15 protein-coding genes, 1 tRNA gene and 2 pseudogenes are annotated in these 15,106 nt (G+C 58.0%); 2 read left to right on the top strand and 16 right to left on the bottom strand.

The features are described 5' to 3' along the window. Positions 1-58: 58 nt before the first annotated feature. The 5 genes from ribF to nusA form a co-directional block, all read right to left on the bottom strand. Positions 59-1,285, bottom strand: a complete 1,227-nt coding sequence (ribF, locus tag BBPC_RS01885; protein ID WP_033524204.1) for a bifunctional riboflavin kinase/FMN adenylyltransferase — start codon at positions 1,283-1,285, stop codon at positions 59-61. A 48-nt stretch (positions 1,286-1,333) separates the two neighbouring features. Beyond that, positions 1,334-2,398, bottom strand: a complete 1,065-nt coding sequence (truB, locus tag BBPC_RS01880; RefSeq protein WP_004220006.1) for a tRNA pseudouridine(55) synthase TruB — start codon at positions 2,396-2,398, stop codon at positions 1,334-1,336. Then, on the bottom strand, positions 2,382-2,885 hold the full coding sequence (gene rbfA / locus BBPC_RS01875; protein WP_004220007.1) for a 30S ribosome-binding factor RbfA: 504 nt from the start codon (positions 2,883-2,885) through the stop codon (positions 2,382-2,384). Before rbfA ends, truB begins: the two co-directional genes overlap by 17 nt. Positions 2,886-3,020: 135 nt before the next feature. Further along, positions 3,021-5,861, bottom strand: coding sequence for a translation initiation factor IF-2 (gene infB, locus BBPC_RS01870; protein WP_033524203.1), 2,841 nt, complete (start codon positions 5,859-5,861; stop codon positions 3,021-3,023). Positions 5,862-6,074: 213 nt separating this feature from the next. Beyond that, positions 6,075-7,127 (bottom strand): transcription termination factor NusA, encoded by a 1,053-nt coding sequence (gene nusA, locus BBPC_RS01865; RefSeq protein ID WP_003835972.1) that lies wholly within the window; start codon positions 7,125-7,127, stop codon positions 6,075-6,077. A gap of 272 nt (positions 7,128-7,399) precedes the next feature. Between nusA and BBPC_RS01860 the strand changes: the two genes are divergently transcribed. Continuing rightward, positions 7,400-8,089, top strand: coding sequence for a hypothetical protein (locus BBPC_RS01860; RefSeq protein WP_050775081.1), 690 nt, complete (start codon positions 7,400-7,402; stop codon positions 8,087-8,089). Between the two features lie 197 nt (positions 8,090-8,286). Then, a tRNA-Ser gene (locus tag BBPC_RS01855) sits at positions 8,287-8,372 on the top strand. Between the two features lie 44 nt (positions 8,373-8,416). On the opposite strand, the pseudogene BBPC_RS01850 reads toward BBPC_RS01855, so the two are convergent. The 11 genes and pseudogenes from BBPC_RS01850 to secY all read right to left on the bottom strand — a co-directional run. Further along, positions 8,417-8,686 (bottom strand): annotated as a pseudogene (locus BBPC_RS01850) (transglutaminase domain-containing protein); the annotation flags it as partial. Continuing rightward, a pseudogene (locus BBPC_RS09490) lies at positions 8,676-8,792 on the bottom strand (circularly permuted type 2 ATP-grasp protein); the annotation flags it as partial. The pseudogenes BBPC_RS09490 and BBPC_RS01850, both read right to left, overlap by 11 nt. A gap of 92 nt (positions 8,793-8,884) precedes the next feature. Next, positions 8,885-9,805: a tRNA pseudouridine(38-40) synthase TruA gene (truA, locus tag BBPC_RS01845; protein ID WP_033524201.1), complete on the bottom strand. Its 921-nt coding sequence runs from the start codon at positions 9,803-9,805 to the stop codon at positions 8,885-8,887. A gap of 102 nt (positions 9,806-9,907) precedes the next feature. Continuing rightward, positions 9,908-10,390 carry a 50S ribosomal protein L17 gene (rplQ, locus tag BBPC_RS01840; RefSeq protein ID WP_033500843.1) on the bottom strand — a complete coding sequence of 161 codons (483 nt, stop codon included), beginning with the start codon at positions 10,388-10,390 and terminating at the stop codon, positions 9,908-9,910. A gap of 88 nt (positions 10,391-10,478) precedes the next feature. Then, positions 10,479-11,477, bottom strand: a complete 999-nt coding sequence (locus BBPC_RS01835; protein WP_003835980.1) for a DNA-directed RNA polymerase subunit alpha — start codon at positions 11,475-11,477, stop codon at positions 10,479-10,481. Between the two features lie 80 nt (positions 11,478-11,557). Continuing rightward, on the bottom strand, positions 11,558-11,956 hold the full coding sequence (rpsK, locus tag BBPC_RS01830; RefSeq protein WP_003808141.1) for a 30S ribosomal protein S11: 399 nt from the start codon (positions 11,954-11,956) through the stop codon (positions 11,558-11,560). A gap of 84 nt (positions 11,957-12,040) precedes the next feature. After that, a complete protein-coding gene (rpsM, locus tag BBPC_RS01825) occupies positions 12,041-12,418 on the bottom strand; it encodes a 30S ribosomal protein S13 (protein WP_003808138.1) in 378 nt (125 codons plus the stop codon). A gap of 136 nt (positions 12,419-12,554) precedes the next feature. After that, positions 12,555-12,668, bottom strand: coding sequence for a 50S ribosomal protein L36 (rpmJ, locus tag BBPC_RS01820; protein WP_003808136.1), 114 nt, complete (start codon positions 12,666-12,668; stop codon positions 12,555-12,557). Positions 12,669-12,690: 22 nt separating this feature from the next. Next, positions 12,691-12,909 (bottom strand): translation initiation factor IF-1, encoded by a 219-nt coding sequence (gene infA, locus BBPC_RS01815; protein ID WP_003808114.1) that lies wholly within the window; start codon positions 12,907-12,909, stop codon positions 12,691-12,693. A 187-nt stretch (positions 12,910-13,096) separates the two neighbouring features. Continuing rightward, positions 13,097-13,657, bottom strand: a complete 561-nt coding sequence (locus tag BBPC_RS01810; protein ID WP_004220017.1) for an adenylate kinase — start codon at positions 13,655-13,657, stop codon at positions 13,097-13,099. A gap of 108 nt (positions 13,658-13,765) precedes the next feature. Beyond that, on the bottom strand, positions 13,766-15,103 hold the full coding sequence (gene secY / locus BBPC_RS01805) for a preprotein translocase subunit SecY (RefSeq protein WP_003835983.1): 1,338 nt from the start codon (positions 15,101-15,103) through the stop codon (positions 13,766-13,768). Positions 15,104-15,106: the final 3 nt, after the last annotated feature.

Genomic DNA, 15,106 nt, shown 5'->3' with positions numbered 1-15,106 from the left:
CGAAAATATCAGCATTCATTAATCACTGTCATTATCGTAATTATTATTGCGATTAGAATCAGGCAGTAATTCGCTTGGTTTCCTCGACATTGCGCTTCAGCTCGTCGATCAGATCCTGTGCGGAATCGAACTTGATTTGCGGACGCAGGAATCCTGTAAATTCCACGCGCACCTGATGATCGTACAAATCAAGCCAATCGTCGGTGATGGCGTAAGCTTCGACCACGCGATCGTTCATTCCGGTCGCCTCGTTGAAGGTCGGCTTGGTGCCGATGGAAATCGCAGCGGGCCAACGATACGGCGAATGATCGGCAAGGCGGGCATCAACGGAAGACGAGTCAAACTGTTGCGAAATACCATCGGACGCTGCTTCCGCATGATCGCTCTCTGCAGTTTTCGATCCCAAGTCAACGAGCCAACCCGCATACACGCCGTCAACCGGCAGATAACCGGCCACATTGTCACTCAAATTCGCCGTCGGGAATCCAATGGTGCGTCCACGTTCCTCGCCGTGCACCACAATACCTTCCACGGCGTGCGGATGCCCCAGAATCGCGTCGGCGTCTTTGATGCGTCCCTGGCCTAGCAGGTAGCGCACGTTCGTGGAACTCCACACACGCACGGGCTTGGCTTGGTTCTTCTTGCTCCATGCGCGGCGTTCCGCCTTGGAAGCGCCTTCCAGCGGGTCTGTTGGCTCGCCGTGGCCGGTCGGCATAACCGGTTGGGCATTGGCTGGCACTCGGGTCTCTCCGGGACCTCGATCATCAACCACTTCAAGCTGGAACACGCCAGTAGCGAGCGCTAGATTCTCGATGGCTTTCACGTCTCCGGCGCGATTTGCCCCCATGGCCGCGTCGGAGCCGAGCGCCAAAGTGCGCATACCCAGCTTGCCGACCATCTGGCCGAGGAAGAATCGGTATGATTTCGCCGCGAATGCCAGTGTGTAGTGCACGATGAGCGTGTAATCCACTCCCAGCTTGTCGATGGCGCGAAGACGTTCCTGCATGCTGGTGAGCGCTTGCGTATCAACCATGTCGGCCGGCGGCTCCTGACCGCCGTTCTTCGCCGCGTAACCGTGTACCAATGCAGGGCGCGGATCGAATAGCACCACCACGGAGAAGGACTGCTCCTTCTTGGCGAGTTCCACCACGCGGCGAATCACCGCCTGATGGCCCTGATGCATGCCATCGAACGAACCGATGGTCACCACGGATTTCTTATCATTGCTCAGCGTAGGCCAATCCACCATGCCACTGGCATCAGGCGTGAGCGTGATTGTCTTCATCATGTCCTTCTTGTGTATGAATTCGTATCTGTAGTCTGATTGGATGGTTCAGTTGAATACCGCGACCGGTTTGGCCTCACCGCGTTTCGCACGTTCGAGGATAGCGACCAAATCGTTGGTTTCCTCAACGTACGCCGCCGTGGTCGTACATATGTCATGCGCGATTCTGCGTCCGAAACGCAAGTCGGCCGCCTCTTGCTCGCTGACGGCCAGCATACTCATGGAAGCCGCGGCGCTGGCCACGGGATCGAGCGCATGATCGAGCGCATGCTCGGCATCGTCAAGCACCGCACGATTGCGCGTCACTTCCATGCCTTCACGATCGGTGAATGTTTTGGATTCAGCGTGGGCGCTCATGACGTTGGGCATATTCACTGAGAATCTGCCGACGCGCGTGCGCCGCAACATCGTCAGGTGGCCTCCCAACCCGAGTTCCTCGCCCAGATCGCGTGCGAGCGCGCGAATGTAAGTGCCTGCGGAACAGGTCACGGTCACGTCGAGTTCCATAACGGGCTGCATGTCTTCATGCGGTGCAATGTTGGCAATCCATCCATTGCTTGCCTTCTCGGCCACGACTGCGCCAACAAGTTCCGCGCCGGCACGATCGCTATGCGTGTAGCCGTAACGCACCTGCCGTACGTTGAACTCTTCGATGGTCACAGGACGTGCCTTAAGTTCCACATCCTTACCTTCACGCGCCAGATCATAGGCGCGCTGACCGTTGACCTTAATGGCGGAGTAGACGTTCGGTACCTGTTCGATGCGCCCGGTGAAACGTTCTGCGATCAGCTGTTCCACAGCTTGACGCGAGGGAAAGCTCGCTGCCCACTCCCCCGGCAGCAACTCGCCTTCGGCATCGTCCGTGGTAGTGCGCTGCCCAAGGCGAATGGTGGCCTCGTACGTTTTGTTATGGTCGACAATGTAGTTGAGTAGTCGCGTGGCATTGCCGAATCCGACCACCAGCACGCCGGTGGCCATCGGATCGAGCGTGCCCGCATGCCCGACTCGTTTCATATGCAGGGCGCCGCGTACGGCCGCGACCACGTCATGGCTGGTGACGCCCTGCGGCTTGTCGATGACCAGCAGACCGGAATGTTCAGGCTTCTTCGTCATCGTCCCAATCTTCGACTTCGACGTCGTCATCGTCGAAATCATCGTCGTCATCCTCTTCCGGATGCTTGTACGGATCGGCTTCGCCCGCATACTGTGCGGTTTTGCGGGTTTTGGCGAGCTCTTCGTCACGCTTGCGCGCGATGGCGAGAATATCTTCGATTTCATGTGCTTCGCCCGGCACCTCGTCAAACACGAATTCGAGCTGCGGAGTCAGGCGCAGGCCGGCTTTAGTGCCCACGAGGGAACGCAGACGGCCCTTGGCTTGGTTCAACGCCTGCTGTGCGCGGCGACGCTCGCCCTGTTCGTGGCCTTCACGGCCAAGCTGGGTCCAGTAGACCTTGGCAATCTGCAGATCGTTGGTCACACGCACTTCGGTGATGGTCACGTTTGCGAGACGCTTGTCGTGCAGCTGCGCCTCCATGGAGGATGCGATCACACGTTGGATCAACGCCGCGATACGTGCAGCGCGAGGATTGGTTCCTGCCATTATCGTCCTTCAATCAGATGAATGTATCAGCTTAGTTTTTGAAATAAGTTCTTGTTGTATCGCGGAACGCCCGCAGCCGTATGTCAGCTGTGGGCGTTCCTTTCCTGTTATCGATCGCTGGTCCGAATCAATCGACTACTTACGTTCGATTTCCTGCATTTCGAAGGTCTCGATAATATCGCCAAGCTCGATATCGTTGAACGAACCGAGGTTGATACCCGCTTCGTAACCTTCCTTGACAGAAGTAACGTCGTCCTTAAAACGACGCAGCGAGGAAATCTCGAGATCGTTGACGGTTGCGATGCCGTTGCGCAGAATACGGCACTTCGTACCGCGCTTGACTTCGCCGTCTTGCACCATGACACCCGCGATGTTGCCGAACTTGGAGGAACGGAAGATTTCGCGAATCTCGGAGTGGGAGGTGACGACCTCTTCGAATTCCGGCTTGAGCATGCCCTTGAGGGATGCCTCGATGTCTTCGATGGCCTTGTAGATGATCGAGTAGTACTTGATTTCCACGCCTTCGCGTTCGGCCAGATCCGCCACCTGACGGTTCGGGCGAACGTTGAAGCCGATGATGACGGCCTTGTCGACGGTAGCCAGGTTGACGTCGTTCTGGGTGATGGCGCCGACGCCGCGGTGGATCACCTGGATGCCGACCTCGTCGGACACTTCGATCTTCATCAAGGAATCTTCCAGCGCTTCGACAGAACCGGAGGAATCGCCCTTGATGACGATGTTGAGCATGTCGACTTCGGACTTGGCGAACTGCTCCTTGAGGCTTTCCAGAGACACGACCTTACGACGTTTTGCCAGCTGGGCGGCACGCTCAGTGGCTTGACGCTTCTCGGCGATCTGGCGTGCGGTACGGTCGTCGGAGGCCACCAGGAACAGGTCGCCTGCGGTCGGCACGGAGGTCAAGCCAAGCACCTGCACCGGAGTGGACGGTGCGGCTTCCTTCATGTGGTTGCCGTTCTCGTCAAGCATGGCGCGGACGCGTCCGTAGGAGGTGCCAGCGACGATGGAGTCGCCGATGTGCAGCGTACCGGACTGAACAAGCACGGTTGCCACGGCACCACGGCCCTTGTCAAGTCGAGCTTCCACGGTGGCACCGCGAGCGTCCATATCCGGGTTGGCACGCAGATCAAGCTCAGCATCGGCGGTAAGAAGCACGGCTTCGAGCAGCTTGTCGACATTGGTGCCCTGCTTGGCGGAAATGTCAACGAACATGGTGCTGCCACCGTATTCTTCCGGCACGAGACCGTATTCGGTGAGCTGGCCGCGGACCTTGTCGGGGTTCGCTCCCTGCTTATCGATCTTATTGACGGCCACCACGATCGGCACGTTGGCTGCCTGCGCGTGGTTGATGGCTTCCACGGTCTGTGGCATCACGCCGTCATCTGCCGCGACCACGAGAATCGCGACGTCGGTGAGCTCGGCGCCACGGGCACGCATGGCGGTGAAGGCTTCGTGGCCTGGGGTATCAAGGAACGTGATCTTACGCGGTTCGCCCTCAAGATCGACGGTCACCTGATATGCACCGATACGCTGGGTGATGCCACCGGCTTCACGTGCGATGACGTTGGTACGGCGAATGGTGTCGAGCAGTCGGGTCTTACCGTGATCGACATGGCCCATCACGGTAACGACCGGCGGACGCGGCTTCAGGTCCTCATCCTCCTGCAGCTCTTCCTCATCCAAGTCGATGTCGAACTGCTGCAACAGCTCCTTGTCTTCCTCTTCGGCAGACACGATCTTGATATCCCAGCCGATTTCCTCGCCGAGAATCTGGAAGGTGGACTCGTCCAAGGACTGGGTTGCCGTGGCCATCTCACCAAGATGGAAGAGCACAGTGACCAAAGCAGCCGGATTGACATTGATCTTTTCGGCCAAATCGGCGAGGGATGCACCCTGACGCAGGCGAACGGTCTGGCCGTTGCCGGTAGGAATGCGCACACCGCCGATGACCGGGGCCTTCATCTCCTGGAATTCCTGACGCTTTGCCAGACGATTCTTACGGGCCTTCGAGGACTTGCCGCCCTGACGTCCGAATGCGCCTGCAGCACCGCCGCGACCGCGACCGCCGCCGCGTGCCGGACCGTTGCCCGGAGCGCTATTGCCACCCTGGAAACCGCCGCCGTTGGTATTGGAGCCGCCACCAAAACGGTTGCCACCGCCTGCAGGGCGCTGACCGCCACCCTGACCCGAACGATGCTGGCCCCACTGGCCCGGCTTCGCGCCGGTGCCCTGACCCGGACGACCGCGGAAACCACCACGCTGACCGCCACCCTGACCCGGGCGGCCGCCACGACGGCCTTCGCCATTGTTGTTGGCGCTCGGACGGTTCATCGGATGCGGACGCGGAATGTCACCCGGTGTCGGGGTACGCATGCCCTGCTTGCGGCTGAACGGATTGTTGCCCGGACGCGGACCCGGAGTGTGCGGCTTCGCACCATTGGCGGCATTGTTGCCATTGCCACCCTGCGGAGCATTGGTATTGTTGCGCTGTGCGCGAGGTCCCGGAACCGGAGCCGACTTGCCGCCCTGACGGCGTTCGCCCTGCGGACGCGGAGTGTTACCGTTGGCGCGATTGCCATGCTGGCGGGAATCACCCGGACGAGGCATGCGCTGGCCGGGCTTCGGGGCTTCGGACTTGGATGCTGCAGGACGTGCCGGCTTTGGAGCGGCAGGCTTTGCCGCGGATGCCGCGGGAGCAGCAGGAGTGGCGCGAGGCGCAGGAGTGGGCGAAGCCGCGGGGGCAGCCGGCTTCTTGGCCGGGGCCGCAGGCTTCTTGGATTCAGATGCGTTGCTCTGCGCGTTGGAAACGAAAGCATTCCTCAGCTTACGGGCAACCGGAGGTTCAACGGTAGACGATGCAGACTTCACGAATTCGCCCATCGCCTCAAGTTTGTTCAAAACAGTCTTGCTGTCAACGCCAAGTTCCTTGGCAAGTTCATATACGCGTGCTTTCGGCACTCAATTTCTCCTATCTTGGGCCGCGCGCATACGAGCGCGACCGCTACTGATTCACGGCGAGCTTGTTCCTTCTCATCGTGCAACCATGTTCGTGATACCTCGTCTTTTCCCTGGGCATGACGGCATAAACCCCCACGCTTTGGATTATCGAGTCCAGCATACTCAAGCCCGTGGATTGAACGCCCACGGGCTTGCCGTTGCTGAAAGCGTTGGTTATTCGGCAGTTTCCTCACTGGTCGAAGCCTGCGCTTCTGCCATCTTCTTGGCGTGTGCCTCGGCGGATTCGATACCAATCTTCCATCCGGTCAGCTTGGCGGCCAAGCGTGCGTTCTGACCTTCCTTGCCGATGGCAAGAGACAGCTGATCATCATGGATGAAGGCGATTGCGGTCTGGTTCTTCTCGCTGATCACCTGCACACCGGTGGCGACCGCCGGAGACAGCGCCGCGGCGACGAACTTCGCCGGATCGGCAGACCAGTCGACGATATCGATCTTTTCCGGTCCGAGATTCTCCATCACCGCACGCACGCGAGCGCCGCCGGGGCCGATCAGGGCACCCTTCGGATTAACGCCTTCAGTGTTGGCTCGCACCGCGATCTTGGTGCGGGCACCGGCCTCACGCGCAATGGCCATAATCGACACGGCGCCGGAAACCAGTTCCGGAACCTCACGCTCGAACAGGCGGCGAACAAGCTCCGGATGGGAGCGGGACACTACGATTTCCGGGCCCTTGAGACCGCGTGCAACATTCACCACATATACGCGGATGCGCTCACCGTGGCGGTAGCGTTCTCCCGGCACCTGCTCACGACGGGGAAGCAACGCCTCGACATCGCCAACGGCTACGTGCACATTGGAAGTGTCCTTCACGTCCTGCTGCACGATACCGGTGATCAGCTTGCCTTTCTGCCCTGAGAACGCGCCGAACACCTTGTCGTCCTCGGCCTTGCGGAACAGCTGGCTGATGACCTGACGTGCGGTGGCTGCGGCCAAGCGGCCAAAGTCACGCGGAGTGTCATCGTATTCCTCGCCCAAAGTCGGCGCAGGGTGCGGATTATCCTCGGTCGGTTCGACCGGAATCTCATCCTGAGCCCAAACGGTAAAGCTTCCGGCACGCGGATCAAGCTCCACACGAGCATGCTTCGCCGCGTGCGGCGTTTTCAGATATGCCAGTCGTAATGCTTCCGAGAGTGCGGCATCCAGCGTCTCGGGATCGATTCCCTGCCCAGCTGCGAGCTGGTGCATTCCTGCCAGGTCCAGTTCCATACTTCCAAGACCTCCTATATGAAGTTATTCCGAGCGCTCGGCCCAATGGTCACAGTCAACTATTAGTCTAATGTTTCATGCAGACACGTTCCCCTCTTTTCCCCTCGGTCTCGTCGACCTCAAGACGCGTCTGCGTCTTGGCATGCATAGGCGTGCTTGTAGCGTCTCTGACTGCTTGCTCCGCACCCCGAATCGCGGGCCGCGCCGAGGCTGAACTGCAGCCAAGTCCTTGCGAGAAGGCGTATGCTGACGCGACCGCCAACGCCGACATCATGGCAGACAGGTCACGCCATATCATTATGCGCTATCTTGCCGCGCAGGAAGCGGTTTCAGATTGGGCAAACACCGCGGCCTACTGCCCTGCACGGTTCGCCGACGGCACGTTGCGTAGCGCGCAGGCCCGTCACACCGCCCGTTTGATGGCGGCGCGACTTACGATCAACATCGCACAGCCCACGCTGTCACGTTGCGACGGCATCGATTCATTTGATATTGACGCGGATTCGCTTTCCGCCATGTCCGTTGCGGAAGATCAGGCCGGATTCGCAATGGAGGTTTTCGCGGCACGTTCCATCGGACATGCGACGCTCGATATCAGCGATCGTCATAAAACAACTTCGCAGCGGCTGATTTCCTTCTCTGGAGCTGAAGATACCCGTGCGAAAACCTATGATGTCGCGCAATTGCTCGCCCATCCCGATACTATTGTGGATTCCGCAACTGGATTGTTCGCACCGACCGACGCCGTCATTGAAATGAATTGCGCACGCAGCGAAATCGCAGCCGTCGAATCAAGTTCGAATTCGACGAGCGATTCGGCGCAATCCCGCACGACCGCAGAAAACTCTTCAGATGATTCAAGGCAACAGTCTCTGGGCATACTTACCAGCATGATCGCCGACCGTGTGGACCTAGCTCTCACTTGGGGCTATCCATCATTCGACGAAGCATTGTTCGAATAGCGCACACCAACACACGCCAGTTCATACAACAACCTACGCGATACCTGCGCAGCCGCGAGCCTGACAACGTGACGCATCATCCATGCAGATAAGACACGCCGAACAATCGCGGACATCGCAAAAATCTCATAGCTGGATTTGACAATCGACAAAGCTGTGGCAAAATAATCAAGTTGCTTGTTTTCAAGCGGCGCAATGGATAAGTGTCCGAGCGGTCTAAGGAGCACGCCTCGAAAGCGTGTGAGGGCAAACCCCTCCGCGAGTTCGAATCTCGCCTTATCCGCAAGTAGAAAAACCGGAGCAACGGCGCTTCGGTTTTTTTATTGCCTACAGCTCCTGTTCGTGCACGGAAGCGTTCACCCACTGATGCTGTTGCACATTGCAACCGGAGAAAATACCGATGTCGAGCATGCAGTCACGGTAATTACGGCCGTGCGCGATGGTGATGTAGTTGTCGTCGACCATACGGTTATGTGTCAGATCAAACCCAATCCAACGCTCGTTATGGTACACCTCCACCCAAGCGTGCGTGGCACCCTCTCCACCCAACAATCCGGCGGTATAACACGCGGTGAGACCAACATGGCGGCACACCGATCACGGAATCCGGATTGAATGCGAACGGATCGAGATATTCGTCCGACAAGCGACGGTAGACCACGCCCACACGATGTCTTTTGCCCGCATAATCAAATACCGAAACGCACACCATTACGGCTCAACTCGCGGTTGATCGACTCCCGGCGGTTCACCAGTTCCGTCGCCAGTTTGCGTGCAACTGTACAGTATGTGCTCTTACAAAGTACGTTTCGCACGAATCGCTTCGGCACGAATCGCCAACTGGTCGTCTTCCGGATATTCGATATGTTCGAGCGTCAATCCTTGCGGAGCGATCGGGCCAGTGCTGCCTTCACGCAACGGCGTCGCCATTTTTCCGGCGAACCAATCCAAGGAACGTTTGCCGATACCAACCTGTACGCAACCGTTAACCAACGAACGCACCATATTGCGTGCGAATGCGTCGGCGACGATGGTGAAGCAGAGCAGTCCCGACTCCAAGGCGGGCGTTCGGTACCGCTCCCCCATGGTGGTTCCGTCGTCGATAAGCGGATGCTGCGGTATGCGCCTCCAATACGCGGTTTTGACCTCGCGTATGGTGGTTCCTCCTGGATTGGGAGTTGCGAACGAGCCGAAATCATGCAGACCGATTGTCATTTCAGCAGCCTTGTTCATGGCGCCGATGTCAAGATTATCGTCGATATGCAGCACGCTATTTCTGGTACGTGGATCGATTTCGCTTGATCGGTCGGCAATGCGATATACGTAAGTGCGTTCCAACGCGGAGAAGCGTGCGTCGAATCCTTCAGGAGCCTCTTTGATGGAACGAATGGCGATATCGTTCGGCAGCATGCGTTGCAGTCGTCGCGTCAACGCCATCACCGGTTCGACCTGCATATGCCCGACGCAACGTGCAAGCGTCTCCTCATTGATGTCGAGATGGCAAACTTGGTGCGACGCGTGCACGCCGGTATCAGTACGACCTGCGACGGTCAGGCGCAGCGGCTCATTGTCGTCGCCTTCCGGCACGCGCAGAATGGTATGCAGCACACGTTCGATTTCCCCCTGCACGGTGCGTATGTCAGGCTGTTTCGCCCATCCGTAAAAATCGGTGCCGTCATATGCCAAGTCGATACGTAATCTCACGGCAATGAGCATAACAAAAGGCGCATAACAACACATGACAACGCATAACAAAAAGGCTGGGAACCTTTCGATTCCCAGCCTTTTCATCAGCTAGTCAAGCCTGCTTGATGCCAATCACTCGGCGTTCTCTGCGGTGGCTTCCGGAGCCTCAACCGGTGCCTCTTCGACAACCGGAGCTTCTTCAGCGGCAACCTTGGTTGCAGCTTCAGCTTCCTTGACCACGGCCTGCTTCGGGCTCACCGGCTCGGTGACGAGCTCGATGATGGCTGCCGGAGCGGCGTCGCCACGACGCGGAGCGATCTTGACGATGCGGGTGTAGCCACCCTCACGCTGCTCCATCTGCTCGGCGATCTCGGTGAACAGCTTGTGCACAACGGACTTGTTGCGGATGACACGCATCACGCGACGACGGCTGTGCAGATCACCACGCTTGGCGAGCGTGATCAGGCGCTCAGCCAACGGACGAAGGCGCTTAGCCTTCGGCAGGGTGGTGGTGATGCGGCCGCGCTGGAACAGGCTGGTAGCCATGTTCGCGAGCATAAGACGCTCATGAGCCGGGCTGGAGGCCAGACGCGGACCCTTCTTTGGTGTAGGCATTGTTTCTCCTTGAAAGCCCCGTTGGATTCAGGTGGGCAATCGCCCGAACATCCGAATCCAACGAAGCGGTTAGGTCAAAAGCGGCGAATCACTCGTCTTCCGGCGAGAAGAAGGTGCCGCCTTCGAGGTTGTTGGTATCGAAGTTGCCCAGCGGGGAAGCCTTGAGAGCCAGACCCAAGGACTGGAGCTTTTCCTTGACTTCGTCGATGGACTTCATACCGAAATTGCGGATGTCGAGCAGATCCTGCTCAGTGTGGGCGACCAGCTCGCCAATCGTGTGGATGCCTTCACGCTTCAGGCAGTTGTAGCTGCGCTGGGTGAGGTTGAGATCCTCGATCGGAACAGCCATCTCCGGGTTGGTTTCCTCTGCCACCGGGGCAGGTCCAACCTCGACGCCCTCAGCCTGGGTGTTAAGCTCACGGCACAGACCGAAGAGTTCCACCAGGGTGGAGCCTGCGGATGCGACTGCATCGCGCGGGGAGATTGCCGGCTTGGTCTCCACGTCCAGGATGAGCTTGTCGAAGTCAGTGCGCTGTTCAACGCGAGTGGCTTCCACACGATAGCTCACCTTGAGCACCGGGGAGTAAATCGAGTCGACCGGAATACGACCGATCTCGGCGTTATCCTGCTTGTTCATCTGGGCAGGCACATAGCCGCGACCACGCTCGACGGTGAACTCGATTTCAAGTTCGCCATCTTCCGCGAGGGTTGCGATATGCATATCCGGGTTGGCGATGGTGACGCCGGCCGGAGGGGTGATGTCACCCGCGGTGGCCTCGCCCTTGCCGCTCTTGCGCAGATACATGACAACCGGCTCATCGTATTCGCTGGTGAGCACGATGCCCTTGATGTTCAGCAGGATCTCGGTAACGTCCTCTTCAACACCCGGCAGAGTGGTGAACTCGTGCGGGACGCCGGAGATACGCACCGAAGTCACAGCCGCTCCAGGGATGGAGCTCAGGAGGGTGCGGCGCAGCGAGTTGCCAAGCGTGTAACCGAAACCAGGCTCGAGAGGCTCGATGGTGAAGCGGGAACGCTGAGGGTTGAGAGATTCCTCGGTAAGTGTCGGACGCTGTGCGATAAGCACTGTGGTTATCCTTTCAGCTTCAGGCCGGTGGTGCACTCACCGGCCATAAGCGGCGTTGGATTGATGATTTCTTCTAGTGCTCAGACGCGACGGCGCTTCGGAGGACGAACGCCGTTGTGTGCCTGCGGGGTGACGTCGGTGATGGAACCGACTTCGAGTCCGGCGGACTGCAGGGAACGGATAGCGGTTTCACGACCGGAACCCGGCCCCTTCACGAACACGTCGACCTTCTTCAGACCGTGTTCCATAGCCTTGCGGGCTGCGGACTCAGCGGCCATGCCAGCGGCGTACGGCGTGGACTTGCGGGAGCCCTTGAAGCCGACATCGCCACCGGACGCCCAGGACACAACTGCGCCGGACGGGTCGGTGATCGAAATGATGGTGTTGTTGAAAGTGGACTTGATGTGCGCCTGCCCAACCGGGACCGACTTACGGTCGCGGCGACGCGGCTTGCGCGCGGCTTGCTTTTGAGCTGCCATTGACCCTCGTTTCCTAATAACGAATTTGCTTTGTTGTTCAGGCGATGAAACTTACGTCTCGTGGTCTGAACTGACAGCCACCGATTACTTGGTGGCCTTCTTCTTTCCGGCGACCGTACGCTTCGGACCCTTGCGGGTACGTGCATTGGTCTTGGTGCGCTGACCGCGCACAGGAAGTCCCTTACGGTGACGCTGGCCTTGGTAGCAGTTGATCTGAATCTTACGACGGATATCCGCATCGATTTCACGACGCAGATCACCCTCGATCTTATAGTTACCCTCGAGGTAGTCACGCAGCGTAATCAGCTGCTCATCCGTCAGATCCTTGACGCGAATATCCGGGTTGATACCGGTCGCGGCAAGCGTTTCCTTGGCACGAGTACGACCCACACCAAAGATGTAGGTGAGGGCGATCTCGATGCGCTTCTCATTGGGGATGTCGACTCCGGCAAGACGTGCCATTGCGATTCCTTCTGTTTTCCGCAGGTCTTGCACCGAGTCGTCCGGTTTCCCGGCCCGGGCCTGCGTACCCGGGGTTCATATCGCTTGCGCGATCTGTGACTCAGCGCCTGTACTTATTGTGCCGCTGGATCTACTCTCAGCCCTGACGCTGCTTGTGGCGCGGGTTGACGCAGATCACCATGACGCGGCCGTGACGACGGATCACGCGGCAATTCTCGCAGATCCTCTTCACACTAGGGCTGACCTTCATGGTTTTCCTTTGCTTATGTACCTTACTTGTAACGGTACGTAATACGGCCGCGGTTCAGATCATAAGGGCTCATTTCAAGCACAACACGATCCTGCGGCAGAATGCGGATGTAGTTCTTCCTCATCTTGCCCGAGATGGTTGCGAGCACGATATGCTTGTTCTCGAGTTCAACGCGGAACATCGCGTTCGGCAGTGCTTCCACTACCTGTCCTTCGACTTCAATCACACCGTCTTTAGCCATGAGCCTCGTTCCGTTCTTTGGCGATTACTATGCGTGCCCGAAGACACACCAACTTGCAAGAATACACGAAAACGGGAATTACGGCACATTCGGCGTGTCGCAATTCCCGTTTTCGATTGATTTGTGGTATTTTATTGGGCTTTCTTATCTATGAATATGCTTCGAATCAGCCCAATCCTCAGCTATTTCAGCCGAGTTCAGCCACGATGGTGGACTGGATCTCTTCGACGGAACCGACGCCGTTGAAGGTCTTCAGCAGGCCACGCTCTTCGTAGGTTGTCAGCAACGGAGCGGTTTCCTTGGCGTATACATCGAGGCGCTTGGCAATTGCTTCCGGAGTGTCGTCGGAGCGACCTTCGATCTCGGCGCGCTTCTTCATGCGCTCCATAAGCACGTCATGGTCGGCGTCGAGAGCCACCACTGCGTCCAGCGGAGTGTTCAGATCGGCGAGGATGGCGTCCAGCGCTTCGACCTGGGAGGCGTTGCGCGGGTAACCGTCAAGAATCCAACCGTTCTTGGCATCGTCCATGGCCAAGCGATCCTTGACGATCTTGTTGGTCAGCTCGTCAGGAACCAGTTCGCCTTTATCGATGTATTTCAGTGCCTCAACGCCAAGTTCGGTCTTGTTCTTAATGTTGTAGCGGAAGATATCGCCGGTGGAGATTGCCGGAATACCGTAGTGCTCGCTCAGCAGAGCAGCCTGGGTGCCCTTGCCGACGCCCTGAGGTCCCATGATCAGCAGTCGCATGTTATTCTCCGTTTCATTTGGCCTCTTTCGAGGCTTTCTGATTTTCGATTGGTTACATGAAAATCGTGATACCGCCTCACGTCGAAACGGTATCACGATTTTGAGGCTTTACTTGCCTTCCTTGTGGTCAGTGCCCTCGAACAGGAATCCAGCGTACTGGAACTGTTCGGTCTGGGCCTTGGCCTGACGCAGGGTGTCGAGGCCGACGCCTGCGATGATCAGGATGGTGGTGCCGCCGAACGGCAACTTGGTGTTGAGGTCAAGCGCCATGATGAGCACGGTCGGAATAAGCGCCACGAATAGCAGATACACGGCACCGACGGTGTTGAGCCTGTTCATCACGTAGCTCAGATAACGGCTGGTGGCGCTGCCTGCACGGATTCCCGGAATGAAGCCGCCGTACTGCTTCATGTTGTCTGCGGTCTCGTCCGGGTTGAAGGTGATTTCCGTGTAGAAGAAGCAGAAGAACACGATCATCAACGCGTACAGTGCGATGTACCACACGGAAGTGGTATTGGCCAGGTTGGAGTTAATCCACTTGACCCAGGACTGGTCGGATTTGCCGAACTGTGCGATCAGGGTCGGGATGGCCAGAATGGAGGACGCGAAGATCGGCGGAATAACGCCGCTCATATTGATCTTCAGCGGCAGATAGGTAGAGGATCCGCCGTACATCTTGCGGCCAATCATACGACGGGTGTACTGCACCGGAATACGACGCTGGGAAAGCTCGACGTAGATGACGAGGATCATGATAACCAACAGTACGCCGACGACCGCGGCGAACTTCGCCCAATTGCCATCGGTGCCTTTGGTGCCCCAACCGATCTCCCACAACTGCGGCAGGAAGCCGGAACAGATGGACATGAAGATAAGGATGGACATACCCTGGCCAAGACCCTTATCGGTGATCAATTCGGCCATCCACATGATCAGGCCCGTACCACCGGTCATGATCAGCACCATGACCACGAGGTTCCAGACGGAACCGTCAGGCACGACCTGGGAGCACTGATAGTTGAACAGGGCACCGGAGCGGGCGGTCACCAGAATGGTGGTGGACTGCAGCACAGCGAGGCCAATGGTCAGGTAACGGGTGTACTGGGTCAGCTTGGCTTCACCAGACTGGCCTTCCTTATGCAGCGCCTCAAAGCGGGGAATGACCACGCGGAGCAGCTGGATGACGATAGATGCCGTGATGTACGGCATGACGCCTAGCGCGAAGATCGACAGCTGCAACATTGCGCCGCCAGAGAAGAGGTTCACCAGACCAATGAAGTTCTCGGAGGTGCTGTTCATCGAGCCGACGCACTGCTGGACCACCTTGTAGTCGACACCTGGGGTCGGAATGAACGAACCAATACGATAAATGATGATGATACCAAGAGTGAAGAGGATCTTGTTCCTCAACTCCTTGGTTTTCAAGGCCTGGATTAACGTCCTCACCTG

Origin of the sequence: Bifidobacterium pseudocatenulatum DSM 20438 = JCM 1200 = LMG 10505, assembly GCF_001025215.1 — a bacterium.
GTDB lineage: Bacteria > Actinomycetota > Actinomycetes > Actinomycetales > Bifidobacteriaceae > Bifidobacterium > Bifidobacterium pseudocatenulatum.
Note: the sequence above shows the minus strand (reverse complement) of the source record. Positions and strands in the feature narration are given on the sequence as shown.